This window comes from Staphylococcus sp. EG-SA-18, from assembly GCF_017151825.1.
In the GTDB taxonomy this organism is placed as follows: domain Bacteria; phylum Bacillota; class Bacilli; order Staphylococcales; family Staphylococcaceae; genus Staphylococcus; species Staphylococcus aureus.
In genome coordinates this window covers 64,197-85,666 of record NZ_JACYVY010000044.1, presented here as the reverse complement: position 1 = coordinate 85,666, position 21,470 = coordinate 64,197, and the positions used below count along the sequence as shown (strand labels likewise).

The window sequence follows — 21,470 nt, the reverse complement described above, 5'->3', positions numbered from 1 at the left end:
ATTTAATTACTTCTTTGCATTATAGCGAACGCCGTACCTAATATATAAATTAAAACCTTTGTTTCTTTGTACTTTTAATTGAACAATTTTATATTGATGAGATATTTAGTATTAAATTTTTCTTCCTATAAGGTTAATACTTGTTTGATCAATTTTATGTTGATTTACTTCTTTTAAAAATTCATTCAAGTAGAACCCATTCTTCAAATTTAAAGAATGATCTAACGCATAAACTGTTAATTCATATTGATGATCTTGATCAGGTGGTGTAGGTCCTACATAGTGATTTTCTATTTCTGAAAAATCTTCAGCCAACAACCCACTAGTAAAGCTATTTTTACCTTGTACATAGTCACCCTTTGTTCTTGATAAATCTGCTTTTATAGAAATTGAATTGCCACTAACACTTACATTAGCTACACTCCAATGAATCCAAGCAAAGCCACATACAGGAATTGCATCATAGTCAATTAAAGACCAAGCAAGATATTTAGTCCCTTCCGGTAATTCAATTACTTCAAATGGAAATGACTTAATTGGATTCCCGTTAATAGAATCACTCACATCTGCACCTGCTGCGTATTCATATGGTATATTGTTCCCTTTAAATTCAGTTTTTATTTTCATGTTGCTCTCTCCTTGTAAAATAAAATATTATTATTAAATATATAAAAATTAATAACGAAATAAATAATATTAAGTATTGAATAGTTCCTATTGTATATAAGTAACCACCCATAAGTAAAAATGCGATATTAAAAATAAAATATAACGTTTCTGCATAATTAAGCATCACTCTTAAGTTACTACTGCTAGAAAGTTTATTTATAGTTTGTGGACGAGTTAACCCTGAAGAAATACCTAAAAATATCATAGAAATAGTAACTGCTATGAAACTTTGATATGTATATATTATTAAAAATATTACTAAACAAATTTCTGACACAAACTTATAATTCAAGTATTTAGTTAAATAACGTGAAGATACAAAACCCATAACTGTGTAACAAGTTAATACTGAAATAAATTGTAAATTATTCAGTTTTAAATCATTATATATATTAATTGGAATAAATCCTATAAAAAATCCTAATATTAACGCTCTTAAAAAAGAATAATGCAATATCCAAAACTTCTCTTCTGGTAGAAATTTCTTTATCTTTCCCTTTGTTTCTCCTATTAAATTTAATTCCCTATTTTCAACTAATGTGCATCGAATAATTATAATTGTTAGAATTGAAAATATACCAGTCATTATTATAGGCCATTTAATATTTATTCCATAAAGATAACTACCTATAATCCCTGAAATTAATAATGATAGGAACATATAGCTATTTGACTTATTTTGTACGTATTTCTCATTTGTTATATTTCTTTTAATTATTGCGGTATCAACACCCGCCATCATTGAGTAACTTAACCCTAATAATATTTGTGCCACTACTAAAATTAAATATTGATTTTGATATAATAACAACAATAAACCGATGATTTTGAATATTTCACTAACAACTAATTTATTAGAATCTTTTAAGTTACAAATTTTAAAACACTTCTCTTTGTATAGAGAGAATAAAAATGCTGCAATGCCATAAGACGCCATTAATATTTCTAATTGTATTATGGAATAACCTTGAATCAAAAAGTAAATTAATAAAAACGGTAAATAAAAGTATGCTCGTGAAAAAATTCGGTATAAATAAATCCCAAGTATTAACTTATTCATAAATAATACCTGTACCTAGTCTTTCTTTTATTTCTTCAAACTTTATATCTCCTTCTCTTAATAATTCAATTTTATTATCTGTCACTTTAATAATCGTACTAGATGTTTTATAGTTAGTTTTATTTTGACTTCTTAGCATATATCTTACATTTTCGCCCATGTGCTTAATTGCTTCATTTTCAGTTATTAAAATATCATCGGCAGTTCCAGATATATTTGCTGAAGTAATTGCTATAGGTGAATTAATATATGAAATAAATCTTCTCATCGTTTTATTTTGTACACATCCTATAGCTATACTATCTGAATTATTGAGCATATAATTATAGCTTGTTTTATTTTTTAAAATAATATTTAATGGTCCAGGCCAAAATATTTCAACTAGTTTATCAACTATTTCCGTATTTTGATTATCTCCATACAATTTCCAATCCTCTGGCTTATCAATAAATAATGATAATGGCTTATCTTTCGATCGCTTTTTATATTCAAATATTTTATCGATACAAAGATCGTTGTTAGGTAAACTACATAAATTATAATTAGTATCAGTAGGAACAATCACTGGAAAACCATCTTGTAATTGTAAATAAAGTTTTTCAAAACTTTTTACAGAATCATTTAAAATTTCCATCTTTACTCCTCCTTTTTATTATCTGAAGTAAATCCACTGTATCTTCAGGTGCTACTTCAGGTGAAAACTTGTTCACAAGTTTATAGAAAGAAATATTTTCATCAATTTCTTCAGTGTTAACTATTGATTTAAATTTATTGTGCAAGATTTTCTTACTAGAAATATTACTTATTGGAAACTGAACAACTTGTGAATTTTTCAATCCTAAATCACTAGGAACTAAATATTGATACATATTTATATTTTTTTTAGTACCATCTTGATGAATTCCTGATTCATGTTTAAATATATTTTCACCAATTATAGGTTTGTTTTCTGATATTTGAAAATCGAGAATTTTAGAAATATTAATACTAGTTTTATATACGTCGGGTAAAGTGAATTCCGTACTTTCTATTTGTTTTTTTGTCAAAATAGTAATTATTTCCTCAATAGGAGCATTACCCGCTCTCTCACCAATTCCCAAAAATGTAGTTTCTATTTGCTTTGCACCATTTAAAATTGCAGCTAATGTATTTGCAGTAGCCAACCCTAGATCGTTATGACAATGAGCAGAAAAAATTATGTTAGAATATTTTTTTACAAAGTAATTAAAAATATCTCCGTATTCTAATGGTGTCGAACATCCTACAGTGTCCGCAAATGTAACTGTTCTAACTTGATATTTTGAAATAATTTCCATGTATTCTTTCAATTTTTCTCTAGAAGTCCTTGTTGCATCTTCAAAACAAATATCTACTCCTTTTTTATCTTTCTTTAATATATCCAAGCAGTCTTTGATTTTCTGAATATAATATTTATTTGAAAAATTAAGCTTTTCTTTTATATGCAAGTCAGATATTGGCAATAGTATTTTTACCACTAAATTATGAATTTTCAATTTGACTATTTTTTTTATTTCTTTTTCATTAAGCCTAGTCAATACTACTAATTCTTTTTCAGGACTTAAAATGTCTCTGAATTGATGAATATTAAATTCATCCTCGATAGTTGTACACATGCCTACTTCAACAGAATTTATATTTAACTTGTTAATTTGTTTCAATACTTCTTTTTTTATAATTAGACTTTTTCGAACATTACTTTGTTGCATACCATCCCTTATTGTATTATCTTGAATTCGAATCATATTACTTCACCCCCTCGATAACCTCTGATATAATATTAATATTATTTTTATGCAATAAAAATTAAATATTATCTAATGAATTATTAACTTTTTTGAAAGAGGTAAGTTCATGAATTTAGATTGGTACTATACATTTGTCATTTTAGCGAAGACGTTAAACTATCGATTAGCTAGTGAAGAAATTAATCTCACTATACCTTCTATACATAAGCAAATTAAAAATTTAGAACAGCATCTCAATGTGAAACTATTTGAAACTTATAAAAATCAAATTATCTTGACTGAAGATGGTCATACATTTCTTCCAATTGCGCAAAGTTTTATTGAACAATATGAAAGTGGCATCAAACATATCCAACTTAAAAAAACGATGTTTCAATCGAAATTAAATGTTGTCGTGTCTTCATATATCGCGACATTCATTATGCCCAAATTTTTAAAATCTTTCTTTAACGAGCATCCTTTTATCGATGTTTCTCTTCATGTCAAAAATGAAAATATTGAAAAAGATATTAATAATCATACGTATGACATCGGGATTAGCAGAAATCAACCTAAACTAAGAGAAGTTCATTCTGAAAAAGTATGCGAAGGTAAAATTGTATTGATTGCTCCCAATAAAGAGAATAATCATCTTCTAACTGAGGCATCTTTATTTGAAAAATACAAAATAATAAGTGATAACCATCCAGAATATTGGTCATCACTTAAAAATAATATTTTAAATATTTATGAAAAAGCACAATTTCTATCTATCAATGATGTGCATACTTCAATTAAATTAATCGAAATGAATCAAGGTATATCATTCCTGCCTCTTTATATAACAACAAATAGTGATTACAATATTTCGGTTATTAACACGAAAATTTTACAAGCACCTATTTCATTTACATATATATACAGCAAAAAAGAAAGCCCAGAAATATTGGTGTTTATTAAATCATTTAAAAAGTATATTGCCAATGAACAATTATAATAAATTTCAAATCTAAAAAACCAAGAATGCGATTAATCATCACATTCTTGGTTCAATTTTATTCATGAATTTTTTCAACATTAAACGTTAAGTTATTGTCTGAATTTAAATTAACTTTAATCGTTGTACCTTCTGGGAATCCCTCTTTAATCATCATACGTGCTAATGGTGTTTCAATTTGGCGTTGTACAAAACGTTTTAATGGTCTTGCACCGTATTGAGGTTCATAAGCTTCTTGACCTAGCCAAGCTTTAGCATCATCAGAAACTTCAATTGAGATTCGTTGTTCTAATAATCTTATATTTAATTGCGTTAAGATTTTATCTACAATCATACTCATGTCATCAATAGATAATGGTTTAAATAATACGATATCATCCATACGATTCAAAATTTCTGGTTTGAAATATGCATTTAAACTTGTCATAACAGCTTTTTCTGTTGATTCTGTAATTTCACCAGTCTCTTTTACGTTTTCTAATAAAACTTGAGATCCAATATTACTTGTCATAATAATAATAGTATTTTTAAAATCAACGCTACGTCCTTTAGAATCAGTTAAACGGCCTTCATCTAAAATTTGCAATAATACATTAAAGACGTCAGTATGCGCTTTTTCAACCTCATCTAATAAAATAACTGAGTATGGATTACGACGAACCGCTTCAGTTAATTGACCCCCTTCATCATGTCCAATATATCCTGGAGGTGCCCCTATCAATCTTGATACTGCATGTTTTTCCATATATTCACTCATATCAATACGAATCATATGTTTTTCAGAATCAAATAATGATGCAGCTAATGATTTAGCTAATTCAGTTTTACCTACTCCAGTTGGACCTAGGAATAAGAAACTACCAATAGGTCTGTTTGGATCTTTAATACCTGCTCTTGCTCTAACTACTGCATCTGAAACCAGGTCAACCGCTTTATCTTGACCTACAACACGTTTATGCAAGATGTCACTTAAGTGAAGTAATTTTTCACGTTCTGTTTCAACTAATTTTGAAACTGGTATGCCTGTCCATTGGCTGACAATATCGCCAATTTCTTCGTCTGTTACAACTTCACGAATCATTCGATCTGTATCTTCACCTTGCTCATCTTGGAAATTATCCTCTAATTCTCTAAGTTCTTTTTCCAATTGAGGAATTGTTCCATATTGTAGTTCAGCAGCTTTTTCTAAATTGTTATTTGTTTGTGCATCTTCCAACGCTTGTCTACTTTCATCTAGTTGCGCACGTTTTTCTTGTAAATTTGCTATTTTTTCTTTTTCTGATTCTACACGAGATTGAAGTGCTGCTTGTTTCTCTTTTTCATTGGCAAGCTCTTCTTGTAGTTCTTGTAATCTCTGTTTGCTCGCATTGTCAGATTCATTTTTAAGTGCGCTTTCTTCAATTTCTAATTGCATGACACGTCTATTAACTTGATCCAATTCAGTTGGATTTGATCCCATTTCCGTACGAATTGTTGCACATGCTTGGTCAACTAAATCAATCGCTTTATCTGGTAAAAAACGATCAGTGATGTAACGATCAGACAATTCAGCGGCAGCAACTAAGGCTCTATCTTGAATACGCACACCATGATACACTTCATATCGTTCTTTTAAACCACGTAAAATTGAAATTGTATCTTCAACATCAGGCTCACTAACTGCTACTTTTTGGAAACGACGCTCTAATGCCGAATCTTTTTCAATATATTCTCGATATTCATTTAAAGTTGTTGCACCAATACAATGTAACTCTCCTCGTGCTAACATTGGTTTTAGCATGTTGCCTGCATCCATGGCACCATCTGTTTTACCAGCACCTACAAGCATATGGATTTCATCAATAAATAATATAATTCTACCATCAGACTCTTTAACTTCTTTTAGGACTGCTTTTAATCTCTCTTCAAATTCACCACGATATTTAGCGCCCGCTACTAATGCGCTTAAATCTAACTCAAAAACAGTTTTATCTAATAATGATTCTGGCACATCTTTCTTAACTATACGTTGCGCTAATCCTTCAACAATTGCAGTTTTACCAACACCTGGTTCACCAATGAGCACAGGGTTGTTTTTAGTTTTACGACTTAAAATACGAATCGTATTTCGAATTTCTTCATCTCTTCCTATAACAGGATCCATTTTACCTTGTCTAACTTCTTCTACTAAGTCGCGGCCATATTTAGCTAATGCTTCGTAATTAACTTCTGGATTTTGTGATGTCACGTGATTTCCCCCTCTTACTTTTTTAATAATTTCTTTGATAACTTCTACTTTATTATTTATATAATGTTTTGTTGTTTGATCAATGTCCATTGCCGAACGTAAAATATGCTCCATTGAAATATATTCATCTTCATATTCTTTCATGTATGATTCAGCCTTAGTTATCAATTGGTTTGCTTGTTGGCTAATATATTGACCATATTGTATATTGTCACCTTCTACAGATGCATACGTGTTTAGTTTGTCTTCATAAGCTTTGTTTAATTGATCTACCTCAATATTTGCTCGTTCTAAAATACTTTTATATAAGCTTTCACTTTCATTTAAGGCAGCGCTTAAAATTGCCTCAATTTCTATATTTTGTAATTTATGTTGCTGACTCAGTTCAACTGCTTGTTGTAAAGCACTTTGAACAGCATATGTCATTTTATTTATATCCATATAATTTCACCTCTAATTTGTAGAGTTGGTCAAGTTGCACTTTTGACTTTGACTTTCTTTGACCTTAATTATATTATAGTCCCAATATAATCATTTATCAACTCTTTTACACTTAAATTTCCTAATATTTGTAAATATTTTTTTGAATAAAAAAATCTAGCTAATGTTACGTTACACATTAACTAGACTTATTAAACATATGTTATTTCTTTTTAAGTGCTTTTAATATTTCATCTTTTAAAGCTAGGACTCCTTTGTACTCTAAATGTACACCGTCTGGTGCAAAATATTCACTATGTCCTTGTGATCGCTTATTCCAATCAATTAATGTGACATTGGACTTTCGTTTCGCCGCGTCAGCTAATAATCGATTTACATTTGCCTCATAAATTCTTGGAACACGTGTATTAACTAAATAAATCTTGGCTTTTCCAAATTGATTAAGTAAATCGTCGAGCTGTTTGACAGTAAAGTCGCCATTTGTACCTAATTCTAATACGACTTGATCAGATGATTTTTTATATTGTGAATAATTCGCTTTAACTAAAGGTAAGGTTTGATACAATTGACGCCCTACTTTTCCATCAATTCTAGACTTAGGAACTGATGACTTAAATGACTCACCGATATCAACCATTACTGAATCACCGATTAAAAGAGGTTTAATATTATTATATACGTCGGAAGATTCCTTTTTCTTCTCACTTACTAAGCCATCAATGTGAATGTTATCAATTGGTGCTATCCGCATTAAATAATTATCTTCAATAGTGGTATCAAAGCTATTCGCTTTTTCTCCAATAATGTCTTTACCATATTTATTGAATGCACCTACTAAAATCAACATAAATGGAATTAACAAGGTTACTACAATTGCCATTCTTATAAATTGTGGTATATAAGAAGGTCGCCAATTTAAAGCTTTAATACCTTCTTTTCTAAATGGAGTTTCTATAAAGCGATATGATAGCTCTGCAAATATAATTGTTAAACTTATATCTATAAAGTACACATATACAGGTATCTGTCCATCTACATAGTAACTATGTACGAAACTAATTACTGCAAAATGCCATAAATATAAACTATAAGACCTTTTCCCGATAAATACTAACACTTGATTTGAAAATATCTTCGCTATCCATGTAGATGGATGAACGACACTGGCAATAATAAATAACGTTAATATGGATATTAAATAGAAACCACCATCATATATCCAATTCGTCTCATCATTAATAATGAAAAATAATAATATAAGTACTATAAATGATAAACTACCTATGCTATCAATAACATATTTTACAACTTTAGGTGGATCATTTTTCAATTTAAACGGTGGCCATAAAAAAGCTAAAATAACACCCAGTAACAATGTCTGTAATCTAGTATCTGTACCAAAATACACTCGTGAATGATCCCCATTAATACTGTAGATAAACATCATTAACCCTAAAGAAATTATTGATACTCCCCAAAAAATAAATCCTATTTTGTATCGCTTTTTAATTGTTAACAATAATGTAACCAAAATAACTGGGAAAAATATGTAAAACTGTTCTTCAATTGCTAAAGACCATAAATGCTTTAATGGCATAAATGAAAATTGCTCAAAATAATTAACATCTTTTGCTATATACCACCAGTTTGATACATAAAATATCGCAGCAATAATATCATGTTTAACCCTAATGATATTATCTGATTTTAATAATAAGGTTGCTGTCCCTACAACCATTAATAAAACTATGACTGCTGGTAATAAACGTTTTAAACGACGTATCCAAAAGCTTTTCAATTTAATGATACCTGTGTCATCATACTCTTTGAGTAATAAGCTTGTAATTAAATAACCAGAGATCACAAAAAATGTATCCACACCTAAAAAGCCACCTGTCAACCATTGCTTGTTTAAGTGGTAAATAATAATTCCTAGAACAGCGATTGCCCTCAAACCATCGAGCCCTGGCATATATCTCATTTTCTTATACTTTGTAAAACCCTTTGTTTTGTTCATTTTTGCATTCTTCCCTTTTAAAACTGTTCTTCTTAGATGCTTAATTAAATTTAGTTATGCTGTTTAAAAGAATATTGAAATGCATATGTATATTATTGAATTACGACATCATCAAAATCATATTGACTAAAATACTGTTAAATTAAAAAAATTACCAATGATGATTCTTACTTCGAAATCCAATTTGTAATGCAACTCGGCAACTTAAAAACTATGAAGTATTATGTATTGTAATATAACTGTAATATAAATTCAATTTATTATAAAAATTTTCAAGAAAATATTCAACTAGAAAATGAATTGCGCACTCTTAGAAGTGCAAGTCACTGTCTTAATTCATATTTTTTGAAACAAGTTAGATATAAATTTTCAAAATGAAATCAGAACCTAGAACATAAATAAGGCTCCCTTCAAAATTTTCATTTTTCAATGTCTACTTTGAAGGGAGCTTATTCACAATGAATTATACTCTACAATGTTATATTGACTGCGGGGACCCAACACAGAGAATTTCTAAAAGAAATTCTACAGGCAATGCACGTTTATGTTAGCTCACACCAAGTGCAATCTTAGCGTAACGTGACATCATATCTTTTGTCCAAGGTGGACTCCATACGATATTCACTTCAGTATCCTGTATTTCAGGAATCTCTGCTAATACTGTTTTAACTTGATCAATAATTTGAGGTCCCATTGGACATCCCATTGATGTTAAAGTCATATCAACTGTACATACGCCTTCATCATCAACATTCACTTTGTATACTAAACCTAAATTAACGATATCAATTCCTAATTCAGGGTCAATTACCATTTCTAATGCACCTAAGATACTATCTTTCAATGCCTCTTCCATCCATATCACCTCTTTAATGTCATATTATTCATAATATATCAAATATCCGACAAAACGCCAATAAAATGCTATGATGTATCTATATGAACTAAGCAACTTATGAGGAGAGAGATATGCAACCACATTTAATATGTCTAGACTTAGACGGAACATTATTAAACGATAACAAAGAAATTTCATCATATACTAAACAAGTATTAAATGAATTACAACAACGTGGACACCAAATTATGATTGCGACTGGCAGACCTTATCGTGCAAGTCAAATGTATTATCATGAATTAAATTTAACGACACCAATTGTTAATTTTAATGGCGCTTACGTACATCACCCTAAAGATAAAAACTTCAAAACTTGCCATGAAATTTTAGATTTAGGCATCGCACAAAACATTATTCAAGGATTACAACAATATCAAGTATCGAATATTATAGCAGAAGTGAAAGATTATGTTTTCATTAACAATCATGATCCAAGATTATTTGAAGGTTTTTCAATGGGTAATCCAAGAATTCAAACTGGTAATTTACTTGTCCACTTGAAAGAATCCCCTACCTCAATTTTAATTGAAGCCGAAGAAAGTAAAATACCTGAAATCAAAAATATGCTTACTCATTTTTATGCCGATCATATTGAGCATCGACGCTGGGGCGCACCATTCCCTGTCATTGAAATTGTAAAACTTGGTATTAATAAAGCAAGAGGCATTGAGCAAGTTAGACAATTTTTAAATATTGACCGAAATAATATTATTGCATTCGGTGATGAAGATAATGATATTGAAATGATTGAGTACGCCCGCCATGGTGTTGCTATGGAAAATGGTTTGCAAGAACTTAAAGATGTAGCGAACAATATTACATTCAACAATAATGAAGATGGCATTGGTCGATATTTGAATGATTTCTTTAATTTAAATATTAGATATTACTGTTAATTTATAACTAATCATTTTATAATATTTTAAAACAATAGGAGGTAAGTTACGATGCCCAAAATAGTCGTAGTCGGAGCAGTCGCTGGCGGTGCAACATGTGCCAGCCAAATTCGACGTTTAGATAAAGAAAGTGACATTATTATTTTTGAAAAAGATCGTGATATGAGCTTTGCTAATTGTGCATTGCCTTATGTCATTGGCGAAGTTGTTGAAGATAGAAAATATGCTTTAGCGTATACACCTGAAAAATTTTATGATAGAAAGCAAATTACAGTAAAAACTTATCATGAAGTTATTGCAATCAATGATGAAAGACAAACTGTAACTGTATTAAATAGAAAGACCAACGAACAATTTGAAGAATCTTACGATAAACTCATTTTAAGCCCTGGTGCAAGTGCAAATAGCCTTGGCTTTGAAAGTGATATTACATTTACACTTAGAAATTTAGAAGACACTGATGCTATCGATCAATTCATCAAAGCAAATCAAGTTGATAAAGTATTAGTTGTAGGTGCAGGGTATGTTTCATTAGAAGTTCTTGAAAATCTTTACGAACGTGGTTTACACCCTACTTTAATTCATCGATCTGATAAGATAAATAAATTAATGGATGCTGACATGAATCAACCTATACTTGATGAATTAGATAAGCGGGAGATTCCATACCGTTTAAATGAGGAAATTGATGCTATCAATGGAAATGAAATTACATTTAAATCAGGAAAAGTTGAACATTACGATATGATTATTGAAGGTGTCGGTACTCACCCCAATTCAAAATTTATCGAAAGTTCAAATATCAAACTTGATCGAAAAGGTTTCATACCGGTAAACGATAAATTTGAAACAAATGTTCCAAACATTTATGCAATAGGCGATATTGCAACATCACATTATCGACATGTCGATCTACCGGCTAGTGTTCCTTTAGCTTGGGGCGCTCACCGTGCAGCAAGTATTGTTGCCGAACAAATTGCTGGAAATGACACTATTGAATTCAAAGGCTTCTTAGGCAACAATATTGTGAAGTTCTTTGATTATACATTTGCGAGTGTCGGCGTTAAACCAAATGAACTAAAGCAATTTGACTATAAAATGGTGGAAGTCACTCAAGGTGCACACGCGAATTATTACCCAGGAAATTCCCCTTTACACTTAAGGGTATATTATGACACTTCAAACCGTCAGATTTTAAGAGCAGCTGCAGTAGGAAAAGAAGGTGCAGATAAACGTATTGATGTACTATCGATGGCAATGATGAACCAGCTAACTGTAGATGAGTTAACTGAGTTTGAAGTGGCTTATGCACCACCATATAGCCACCCTAAAGATTTAATCAATATGATTGGTTACAAAGCTAAATAAATGAATCATGCGATTCAATCTAATCTTAATTGTCTAGGTTAGAATTATGTTGGACTGGTACTACTATCCAGTCCTTTTTTTATGTTTAAACATTTTTAGAATCAAAAAAGACATAAGGTCTTGGACTAATAATTGTCCATGCCTTATGTCATATACTATATGTCTTATCAATTAGCCAATACCGAATAATTTTGATATAGGCCCTAACGGTAGAATGACACCTAATACCATTGTGATGATAATTAATGCCATTGTTATCCAAAACATTTTGTGACTTTGTTCATGTCTCTTTCTTTTAGCAATCGACACTTCCATCAATCCAACTACTGCAACACCACACAGCATTTTCAATGTAAGCAACATATGATTTGCCCCGCCATTCATAAATGACTGAATTAATATCCAAAATCCTGAAATTAACGTCAACAGCATAAATAAGCGTAAAATCATGTGCAACGGTTTGAAAAATGGTGATCCGCCTTGATTTTTTGAAATGTTTAAGTATGTAGCGATAAATAAAATAATCGCTAATACCCAACTTAATATATGTAAATGTAACATACTGATTCCCCCCACTTTAATTATTTATATTATTAAATTAAAGCTTCTTGGGATTAATACCCACTTGCTTGTAATTTAATCATGATTTGATTATACACGAATATATATTCTACCACACTTCTATATTTGAGAGGAAGAACATGACATTTTATTCCTTATTAGAATATTGTGAATCTGCTGTAAAATAATCAACTACTTCTTAATATCAATATTTCACTTTCATCTCAAAATGGTAACATTATAAATAATTTATCTTTAACACCTTTTTAGAAAAGCAAGAAAAAACTAACCAATCTATATAAAGACTGGTTAGCTTTTTAAATGATAATTATTTAGCGATATAAGTTGTCAGCGTTCCAATATTATCAATAGTCACTTTAACTTCATCACCTGGTTGTAAAAATTTAGGTGGTTGCATACCTGCACCAACGCCTGCTGGTGTACCAGTTGCAATAATATCTCCCGGATGTAGTGCAACATATTTTGAAATTTCTTCTATTAATTCATCAATTTTAAGAATCATTTCGCCAGTGTTACCATCTTGTCTAATTTCATTGTTAACTTTTGTAACAATATTTACATTTTCAGGTAATGGTAGTTCGTCTTTAGTAACGATATAAGGACCCATTGGGCAACCGCCAGTTAAACTTTTTGATAAAAATGCTTGATCTTGTTCACTTTGTGCTTTGCGATCAGTGATATCGTTAATAATTGTATAGCCGTAAACATAATCTAAAGCTAATGCTTTTGGAATCTTTTCACCAGACTTACCAATAACAATACCTAATTCACCTTCATAATCTAATTGATCAGTAATATCTTTATGATTTGGAATTGTTGCATTATCTCCTGTTAAAGATGACGCTGCTTTTGTAAATACATATAATTTTTCTACTTCATGATTTAATTCGTTCGCATGATCTTTGTAATTTCTACCAAAAGCAATCACATTATTCGGAGGTGTTACTGGTGGTAAGAATTCAATGTCATTAAATGAAATTTTATAGTCTTCAGCTTTGCCGCTATCTTCTGCTGCTACAACTGCTTTACGTACTTGTTCTTGAAAATCTAAAGTATGATTTTGTTGTAAACCAGCTAACAATGTTTTAGGATGGAAATCTCCTTCTGCAAAGTCAGCAAATACTTGTGTTAAATCCCATACAGCATCTTCGCGTTTTACTTTAACGCCATATGAAGTTTTGTCATTATACTTGAATGATAAGAATTTCATTCATTCTCAACTCCTCATCTTTATCTTAATTCACATTATAACTTTTTTCGTTATCAAATAACAAATAAATAAGTAAGACAATTTTGAAAATGAGTTATGTTCATTCTGCTACAAGGGCTTTGCACTTAATCGAAATTATTTTTTATTCTTTTGAAAATCAAAATACTACAGTTGCAATGTACCAAATTTGAAGAAGTATAAATAACCTTTAACTTCTTTATTAAGTATCGTTTGAAGCGTATTTTGATAATATTTCATCTGTATCTTATATTTATTTTTTAATTGTGTACCAATTTCTTCATCTGTCATCCCACGGCGACGATTAAATGCATCGGTTTTATAGTCTACAAAATAATGCACACCATCTTTAACAAAGATTAAGTCAATCATACCTTGAATAATTGAGACGTCTTCGTCTCCTTGTGGCAATTGGTCAACTAATGCTTGGTTAACTACAAACGGTAATTCACGATAAACTTGCTCTGCTTCAGCAATAATCGAATATAACTCACTATTGATAAATGTCATTATTTCATCCATACGGATATCTTTTTTCGCATCTGCTTCGATAATATGTTTATCGATTAATCCATCGATATACTGATGTAACTCAACTTCAGATATGCGTTCTTTTTTGAATGGTAAATGTTGCATCACTGTATGCATTAACGTACCAATTTCATTCGCTTTTCGTTTACCTTGTTCACTTAGAAATTTAGGTCGTTCATACGTTGAAAAACCGATACGATATTGTCTTACTCGTTCGTAACTTGTGCCACTTTCTTCTGTTTCATATTGCCTTTTCAATTCAGAAACAGATTGTTTTGATGGCTTTTTAGTATCATTTACATATGGATATTGATAATCAAGTTGGTGTTTAATTTGTGCTTTAACATCCTCATTACCATTTTGCATAGTTTCTAATTGATTAACCGAACGATATTCATTATTATCTAAAATGGTTTCTGTAGACACATCTTCAAAGTATATAATTGAAATATTTACATTCGGACGACTACTATCTTCAACTTGTGCTATATCTTTTTCAAATTTTAAATCATCTGGAATTGACGCAGATTGATGTTTAGATAAAATACTATAAATAAGATGGAACGGATTTGGTGAAGTTAATCGTTCATTGACAGCAATGTGCTCACCAGAAATAGACAATTGCTCTAGTTCTAGTAATGATTTATCATTTTTCACTCTACCAATTAAATAAAGTTGTTCTTTCGCTCTTGTTAATGCTACATAGACTAATCGCATTTCTTCTGACACAAGTTCTTTTTCGGCAACAGCTCTATATGCAACCGAAGCTAAAGATGGAAATGCCATTTCTTTATCCACATCAAAATAATCCATTCCGAGACCAAATTGCTGATTTAAAATAACTGGTTGTTTCAAATCACGTTTATTAAAATCTTTTGACAATCCAGAATAAATGACAAATGGAAACTCTAGACCTTTACTACTATGAATTGTCATCATTCTAACGACATTATCGTTTGGACCAACTACATTTTCCTCACCAAAATCTTTGCCTCTTTCAATCAATTCATCGATAAAACGAATAAATTGATATAAACCTCTAAAACTTGAATTCTCAAACTCGATAGCTTTATTAAATAAACCATAAAGATTTGCACGTCGTCCACGTCCACCAATAAGTCCACTAAAGTATTGAATAACATAATGATCATTATAAAATTTATCAATTAACTGATACACCGGATGATCTTTACTATATTGTTGGTAACTTTGAATATCTGATAAAAACATTTTTAATTTATCAACTAAAATTGCATCTGCTGCTTCGTCATTAATGTAATTTACAATCGATTGATAGAAGTAGTCATCATTTGGACTCAATATTCTAATTTGAGCTAATTCGTCTTCTTTGAACTGATATATAACGGAGCGCATTAACCCAACTAAATAAATATCTTGTAATGGATTATCTATCGCTCTTAAAAATGATAATACTAAGCGGACTTCTGTTTGTTCAAAGTAACCTTCACGACTATTCACATGGAATGGAATATCTTCATTTTTAAAGGCTTGTTGTAAATTGCGAGCTTGTCCAAAGCTGCGTTCTAGAATAACGATATCCTTGTATGTCGCACTTCTATAGCTTCCTGTTTTCATATCATAAACTTTTTGATGTTCTAAGATATCTTTAACTTGTTCTACTATAAAATGCGCTTCTTGTTCACTACCAGTTAAATCACTATGTTCTTGATCCGCTTCAACAAGGACTTTTAAGTTTACTGGATGGTCCGATTCATCATATGGTGCACCATAATACAACTGTGCCGCTTCATCATATTTTACTTCACCGACTTGTTCATCCATCATATGTTTGAATATATAGTTAGTCGTTGACAGTACTTCTTTTCGAGAACGGAAGTTTTGCGACAAATCAATTCGACGTCCAGTGCCATCTCCATCTATAGTAAAGCGTTGATACTTTTCAATAAATAAACTTGGATCAGCTTGTCTAAATTTATAAATGGATTGCTTAACATCTCCAACCATAAATAAATTACCATTATGTTCATCACCCGTTTTGATGCAAGATAGTATTTTCTCTTGAACTCGGTTCGTATCTTGATACTCATCGACCAATATTTCTTGGAAGTGTTGACGGTATGATTCGGCAATTTCTGAAGGCGAACCATCCTCATTTGTTAAAATTTGTAATGCAAAATGTTCATAATCAGAAAAATCCAAAATATTTTTGCTACGCTTTTTTCGATTGAATTCTGACATAACATCTTTCACAATACGCGCAAGGTACTTTACTCGTGGCGCCAATTGTTGCATATCAGCTTTCAAATCATCAGCTTCTCTTGAAAAGTAATCACTCTTCACTTTATCAATTAATGATTTATATTTTTTATACTGAAGTTTAGCATCTTCTAAGGCATCGACCATCATTTCATTTGCTTCTTTAATTTTCGCTGTTACATTAGGCAAACGCGCGCCAAATTCGTGACCAGTTAAATAAGGTATATCAATAAAGCCACCTTCTAAAACACGCCCCATTAAACGTCGTTCATCTTCTATAACAGCTAAATGTTTATCGACGCTATCCATCATACTAAACAAATCATACGCCTTATTTAAAGCATCATAAGCAGCTGTGATAAATACTTTAGATAAGTCTGTTAGTAGTTGAATAAGTTGCGCTTGTTGTGCTTCTTCTTCGTATGGTGTCACCAATTGATCCAACCAATTTGTAGGATTTGGATTTGCAACGCTAAAGAAATACAATTGTTTAATAATCATTCGAAACTGATCATCACTTCTATCTGAAGACAATTGCTCTGTTAATTCAATAAAAGCAGGATCAAGGATATCGTAATGTTGTTCTATGACCTCATCTATCGTTTGTTCTAATAATAAAATATTTTCAGCTTCACTGCTTGTTCTAAAGTTCGGGTCAATATTTAATACATCATAATGCTGTTGAATTAATTTCAAGCAAAAACTATGGAGTGTAGATATTTGTGCTTGATGAATTTTGATGCGTTGGTTTTTCAAGTGTGCATTTGCAGGATCAGCAATCGATGCCTCTTGAATACGTTGGTCTACACGATGCTTCATTTCACGTGCGCTTAAGTTTGTAAACGTTACGACTAAAAGTCGATCGACATCAATGCCATCACGTAAAATCTTTTGGATAATACGCTCAACTAGTACAGCTGTTTTACCTGAACCTGCCGCGGCTGCAACAAGTACATCTTGTCCAGTTGCGTAAATACTTTGCCATTGCGCGTCAGTCCAAATCACGCCTTGTGGTTTCTCTGGAATTGTCATCTATTGCTCACCCCCAAATTCATCATTAATGTTAATATTTTGAATTGCTTCAATTGGATTTATTGTTTCATCTACAGTTCGATATCGCTTACTATCAATCATGCCATCTACATGACATACCGATTGATAACTACAAAAAGCACATGGCAATTTTTGTTTGTACTTTAATGGTGCAACTTCAGTATGTCCATCCATAATATTTGAAGCTGTTTCTATAAAATTCTCTTTGTTATGTTGGATGAATTTATAAATCGTTGCTTCATCTGCCACTTGGCTGCCTCGTTTACTCAAAGAGCCATCTTTATTCAAACCAACTGGTACAATATCTGAAGTGAATTTAGGTTCTAAACGAATATCCAATGCATCAATAACAGTTTGGTCTGCATTAACTAAACCACTCAACTTAAACTTTTTAATTAAATCTTGTTCTAGTTTATCTTCATCAATATCAGACCATGATTTAAATTTAATTCTAGGTTCATGTACATGGAAGTATAATAATCCACCTGGTTTCACAATATCTGTTAATCCAAGGCGTTGTTTATTTTGTAAAACGATATCCATGTATGTCATCATTTGCATTTGCATACCATAATATACTTTCGTTAAATCAAGTGTCGCACTACCTTCAGAGGATTTATAGTCAATGATATTAACAAAACTTGTATCATTCTTTGTATACGTATCGATACGGTCAATTTGCCCTCTAATATTAATTGGAATACCTTGAGTTGTCGTTAATGTTTGTGCAATTAATTCGTCATTTGTTCTTGGTTTCCTTCTAAAACTTGTCTCAAAATGTTTTGGCATAAACTTTGAATACGTGCCTTGATATTTTAATGCGCTTAGTGTTGTTTCTACAATAGCGCCAATGCGTCTTGATAAATAACGATAGTAAGCTGAAGAATTTAATAAATTAAACTGAACTTTAGGTAAAATTTCTTCCAATGCTTCATTCGTTAATTGTCTTATTTTTTTCAGGTCTAATTGTTTAAAATCGCCATTAATACGTTCAGATATATATTTTAAAACAGAATGGAAAATATCACCTAAATCAAAGTTTTGAAGTTCATACTTCGTTCGCTCATTTAGTTTCAGACCATGTGACGCATAGTGTTTAAATGGGCATTGTTGATAACCTTCAAAACGGGATACACTGGCATTGATTTCCTTACCATATAAATCTTTAGACAACGTTTCACCTAATTTTACAGTTTCATTGTCAAACGTTAATGCTGACATTAAATAATCTAAACCTTGATTTAAATGATCGCTATCTCTAATTACTTGATAAGCATCTAACCAACTATCAGCCACAATTTCATCATATAACCAAGCACGCAATGCTTCAAATAATGTAATTTTGGTTTGCTTAGCATGTTGCATTAGTGACAATGGGTTAACTTCATGGTATTGAGGAATGTTAGTAATTTCCAATTGGTTGAACAATGATTGAATTTGATTTAAAAATGGGCTGATCTCCTTATCATCACCACTTGATCCCATTAGTCTGTAAGAAAATGTAACATCTTGTCGCGCTCTTGTCATAGCAATATAGCAAACAAATGCTTCATCCATCTGTAAAATATCTGATGTTGGACTTAACTCGACATTAGCCTGCTGTTCAAAGTATTTCTTTTCTTCATCTGTAATCAAGCTTGACGCAGTTACTGGTTGTGGCATCGTACCATCATTCATACCTACTAAGAAAACATGTTGCTTATTATCGACTTTAGCCAAATCCATCGTACCAATACTTACTTGGTCCAATGTTTGCGGAATCATAACAAATTCTAATTGTTCTAAACCAATATCAAATACTTCTAAGAAACGTTCCATCGACATTGGTTCATCTCCAAATACTAGAACTAAGTCATCAAGGATTTGAATTAAGCCATTCCATATTTGATCAATTTCCTCCGCCTTTTCATGATTACCATTTAAATCAAGTTCATCTCGCTCTGTCATCAATTGATTTGGCAGTTCGAAATATTCCATACTTTCATAAAAAGCAGTTGCAAAATCTTTTACAGTTTCCGCTTGTGACATTTGCTTTTCAAAATGTAAAATTTTATCAATGACATCTTTCTTTAACTTAACGACTTGTTCAAATGTGTTACGTTCATCTTCGGTCAGTTTATGCGCTTTACGCCCCATTTTGCTAAAATGTTCGACATTAAATAGCTCATCATCTAACCAACGTTTACCGTATATACCACGTTCAAGTACAAAATTTTCAAGTAAATCAACTAAGTATGCACTTTTTAGATATGATGCCGTTAACACATCAGTCTTCAATAAGCGTAGCATTGGATTCACTTGCCAATTAGATTGAATAACTTCAATCAATGAACGAATCATTTCCATGACCGGATGATGTGTCATCGAACGCTTTGTATCAATATTATAAGGAATATTATAAAGCGGTAATATGGAATCAAATAAATAAGCATAAGATTCATCACGATATAAAATAGCAATATCTTGATATCGTAATTGCTTATCACGAATATCAACGATGATACGTCGCGCAATTTCATTTATTTCCTCTCTCATAGTCGCAGATTCTAAAATATTGATATGACCTTGACATGCCACTCGATTGATTTGAAGTACATCAAATTCTTGTTCAAGATGCTTTAAATCTTGATTATTGAAGCGATATAATTGGTTGAAATATTGACGTTCAATAGAAATATTGAGTTCATTTGCTATTTCTTCAATATGTCGTAACACTTCCGATGGTTTTCTAAATAAACTAAATTGATCGTGGTTACCATCTGTCGTCAATATAATTGTGACACTCTTCGCATATTTAATTAATCCTTTGATTATTAAATACTCAATCGTTGAAAAGTTGTGAAAACCATCAATATATATATCAGCACGTTTTAGCCACTCTGATTTCGGCATACAATCAATAAAATATTGTAATGAATCCTCACCAGTAATAAACTCGTTTTGAATGCGTTGTTCGAACTCACGGTATATTAAAGCAATATCCTCTAACTTATTTTTAGTTCGAGTTTGCATATTTTTATCAGCAATAAAGTGTTCTAAATGTTCAGGCGTTACTGCATATTTTTTAAAATCTTGAATTTGTTCTGTTAATTTTTCACTAAACCCATAATATTTTGCTTGTGATTGATAAAGTTTTAAATACTTTTGTTGTTCTTGAACAATGTTATAAATCATCATTTCCGTTGCAGCTTTAGATAACTTTTGTTCGCTATAACTACCAACTTCTTGGAAAATACGATGACTTAATCGTTCAAAATGCAACACTTCTGTTCTTAAACTACCATTTAATTCCGGATCATTGACAAAGGCTTGTTCTAATTGAAATGTACTTTGAGTTGGCGCAATTAAAATGATTGGATCTCCAAGCGGATCTGCTTTCATTTTTTGTTTTATTTCGGTCAACATTTTCGTAGACTTACCTGTTCCCGCTCTACCTAAATAAGCATGTAATGTCATGACAAACCCTCACTTCCTTTGACACATATTTTAACACAAAGTGATTGTGATTGATTTATTATAA

The 21,470-nt window shown here is 31.1% G+C and carries 14 protein-coding genes; 3 read left to right on the top strand and 11 right to left on the bottom strand.

Features of this window, described 5'->3' with window-relative positions; translation table 11 throughout:
- Window positions 1–111 precede the first annotated feature (111 nt).
- From IDG66_RS10420 to IDG66_RS10405, 4 genes are read right to left on the bottom strand one after another with little or no spacing between them, the layout of a single operon-like run.
- On the bottom strand, window positions 112–627 hold the full coding sequence (locus IDG66_RS10420) for a YbhB/YbcL family Raf kinase inhibitor-like protein (protein ID WP_000695342.1): 516 nt from the start codon (window positions 625–627) through the stop codon (window positions 112–114).
- Entirely contained in the window at window positions 611–1,729 is a 1,119-nt protein-coding gene (locus IDG66_RS10415) for an MFS transporter (RefSeq protein WP_001037436.1), read from the bottom strand. The genes IDG66_RS10420 and IDG66_RS10415 overlap by 17 nt, the downstream gene beginning before the upstream one ends.
- Window positions 1,722–2,363: an L-threonylcarbamoyladenylate synthase gene (locus tag IDG66_RS10410; protein WP_000404422.1), complete on the bottom strand. Its 642-nt coding sequence runs from the start codon at window positions 2,361–2,363 to the stop codon at window positions 1,722–1,724. Before IDG66_RS10410 ends, IDG66_RS10415 begins: the two co-directional genes overlap by 8 nt.
- Window positions 2,347–3,492: a LeuA family protein gene (locus IDG66_RS10405; protein ID WP_000619360.1), complete on the bottom strand. Its 1,146-nt coding sequence runs from the start codon at window positions 3,490–3,492 to the stop codon at window positions 2,347–2,349. Before IDG66_RS10405 ends, IDG66_RS10410 begins: the two co-directional genes overlap by 17 nt.
- A gap of 109 nt (window positions 3,493–3,601) precedes the next feature.
- Between IDG66_RS10405 and IDG66_RS10400 the strand changes: the two genes are divergently transcribed.
- On the top strand, window positions 3,602–4,471 hold the full coding sequence (locus IDG66_RS10400) for a LysR family transcriptional regulator (RefSeq protein ID WP_001047066.1): 870 nt from the start codon (window positions 3,602–3,604) through the stop codon (window positions 4,469–4,471).
- Window positions 4,472–4,529: 58 nt separating this feature from the next.
- Here IDG66_RS10400 and clpB read toward each other — a convergent pair whose 3' ends face one another.
- The 3 genes from clpB to IDG66_RS10385 form a co-directional block, all read right to left on the bottom strand.
- Window positions 4,530–7,139, bottom strand: a complete 2,610-nt coding sequence (gene clpB / locus IDG66_RS10395) for an ATP-dependent chaperone ClpB (RefSeq protein WP_000353955.1) — start codon at window positions 7,137–7,139, stop codon at window positions 4,530–4,532.
- Window positions 7,140–7,341: 202 nt separating this feature from the next.
- The gene (locus IDG66_RS10390) at window positions 7,342–9,156 is read right to left on the bottom strand and encodes an acyltransferase family protein (protein WP_032099325.1); all 1,815 of its coding nucleotides are present in this window, start codon (window positions 9,154–9,156) and stop codon (window positions 7,342–7,344) included.
- Window positions 9,157–9,703: 547 nt separating this feature from the next.
- On the bottom strand, window positions 9,704–10,012 hold the full coding sequence (locus IDG66_RS10385; protein WP_000390575.1) for a metal-sulfur cluster assembly factor: 309 nt from the start codon (window positions 10,010–10,012) through the stop codon (window positions 9,704–9,706).
- A 113-nt stretch (window positions 10,013–10,125) separates the two neighbouring features.
- Here IDG66_RS10385 and IDG66_RS10380 point away from each other — a divergent pair, with 113 nt between their 5' ends.
- Both IDG66_RS10380 and IDG66_RS10375 read left to right on the top strand, forming a co-directional pair.
- Window positions 10,126–10,950, top strand: coding sequence for a Cof-type HAD-IIB family hydrolase (locus IDG66_RS10380; protein ID WP_001182436.1), 825 nt, complete (start codon window positions 10,126–10,128; stop codon window positions 10,948–10,950).
- Window positions 10,951–11,001: 51 nt separating this feature from the next.
- Window positions 11,002–12,318 carry a CoA-disulfide reductase gene (locus tag IDG66_RS10375; protein ID WP_001124511.1) on the top strand — a complete coding sequence of 439 codons (1,317 nt, stop codon included), beginning with the start codon at window positions 11,002–11,004 and terminating at the stop codon, window positions 12,316–12,318.
- A 171-nt stretch (window positions 12,319–12,489) separates the two neighbouring features.
- Here the strand turns inward: IDG66_RS10375 and IDG66_RS10370 are convergent, their stop codons facing one another.
- From IDG66_RS10370 to addB, 4 genes are all read right to left on the bottom strand, one after another.
- Window positions 12,490–12,879, bottom strand: coding sequence for a YisL family protein (locus tag IDG66_RS10370; RefSeq protein WP_000902805.1), 390 nt, complete (start codon window positions 12,877–12,879; stop codon window positions 12,490–12,492).
- Between the two features lie 328 nt (window positions 12,880–13,207).
- Window positions 13,208–14,110, bottom strand: a complete 903-nt coding sequence (locus tag IDG66_RS10365; protein ID WP_000670752.1) for a fumarylacetoacetate hydrolase family protein — start codon at window positions 14,108–14,110, stop codon at window positions 13,208–13,210.
- Window positions 14,111–14,275: 165 nt separating this feature from the next.
- A complete protein-coding gene (gene addA / locus IDG66_RS10360; protein WP_000154931.1) occupies window positions 14,276–17,929 on the bottom strand; it encodes a helicase-exonuclease AddAB subunit AddA in 3,654 nt (1,217 codons plus the stop codon).
- On the bottom strand, window positions 17,930–21,406 hold the full coding sequence (addB, locus tag IDG66_RS10355) for a helicase-exonuclease AddAB subunit AddB (protein ID WP_000172347.1): 3,477 nt from the start codon (window positions 21,404–21,406) through the stop codon (window positions 17,930–17,932). It abuts the gene before it with no gap.
- Window positions 21,407–21,470 lie beyond the last annotated feature (64 nt).

Excerpts from the sequence above, each read along its gene's own strand:
- IDG66_RS10390 (WP_032099325.1), bottom strand. The coding sequence starts at position 9,156 with ATGAACAAAACAAAGGGTTTTACAAAGTATAAGAAAATGAGATATATG.
- IDG66_RS10405 (WP_000619360.1), bottom strand. The coding sequence starts at position 3,492 with ATGATTCGAATTCAAGATAATACAATAAGGGATGGTATGCAACAAAGT.
- addB (WP_000172347.1), bottom strand. The coding sequence starts at position 21,406 with ATGACATTACATGCTTATTTAGGTAGAGCGGGAACAGGTAAGTCTACG.
- IDG66_RS10365 (WP_000670752.1), bottom strand. The coding sequence starts at position 14,110 with ATGAAATTCTTATCATTCAAGTATAATGACAAAACTTCATATGGCGTT.
- IDG66_RS10415 (WP_001037436.1), bottom strand. The coding sequence starts at position 1,729 with ATGAATAAGTTAATACTTGGGATTTATTTATACCGAATTTTTTCACGA.
- IDG66_RS10385 (WP_000390575.1), bottom strand. The coding sequence starts at position 10,012 with ATGGAAGAGGCATTGAAAGATAGTATCTTAGGTGCATTAGAAATGGTA.
- addA (WP_000154931.1), bottom strand. The coding sequence starts at position 17,929 with ATGACAATTCCAGAGAAACCACAAGGCGTGATTTGGACTGACGCGCAA.
- IDG66_RS10400 (WP_001047066.1), top strand. The coding sequence starts at position 3,602 with ATGAATTTAGATTGGTACTATACATTTGTCATTTTAGCGAAGACGTTA.
- IDG66_RS10420 (WP_000695342.1), bottom strand. The coding sequence starts at position 627 with ATGAAAATAAAAACTGAATTTAAAGGGAACAATATACCATATGAATAC.
- IDG66_RS10380 (WP_001182436.1), top strand. The coding sequence starts at position 10,126 with ATGCAACCACATTTAATATGTCTAGACTTAGACGGAACATTATTAAAC.
- clpB (WP_000353955.1), bottom strand. The coding sequence starts at position 7,139 with ATGGATATAAATAAAATGACATATGCTGTTCAAAGTGCTTTACAACAA.
- IDG66_RS10375 (WP_001124511.1), top strand. The coding sequence starts at position 11,002 with ATGCCCAAAATAGTCGTAGTCGGAGCAGTCGCTGGCGGTGCAACATGT.
- IDG66_RS10370 (WP_000902805.1), bottom strand. The coding sequence starts at position 12,879 with ATGTTACATTTACATATATTAAGTTGGGTATTAGCGATTATTTTATTT.
- IDG66_RS10410 (WP_000404422.1), bottom strand. The coding sequence starts at position 2,363 with ATGGAAATTTTAAATGATTCTGTAAAAAGTTTTGAAAAACTTTATTTA.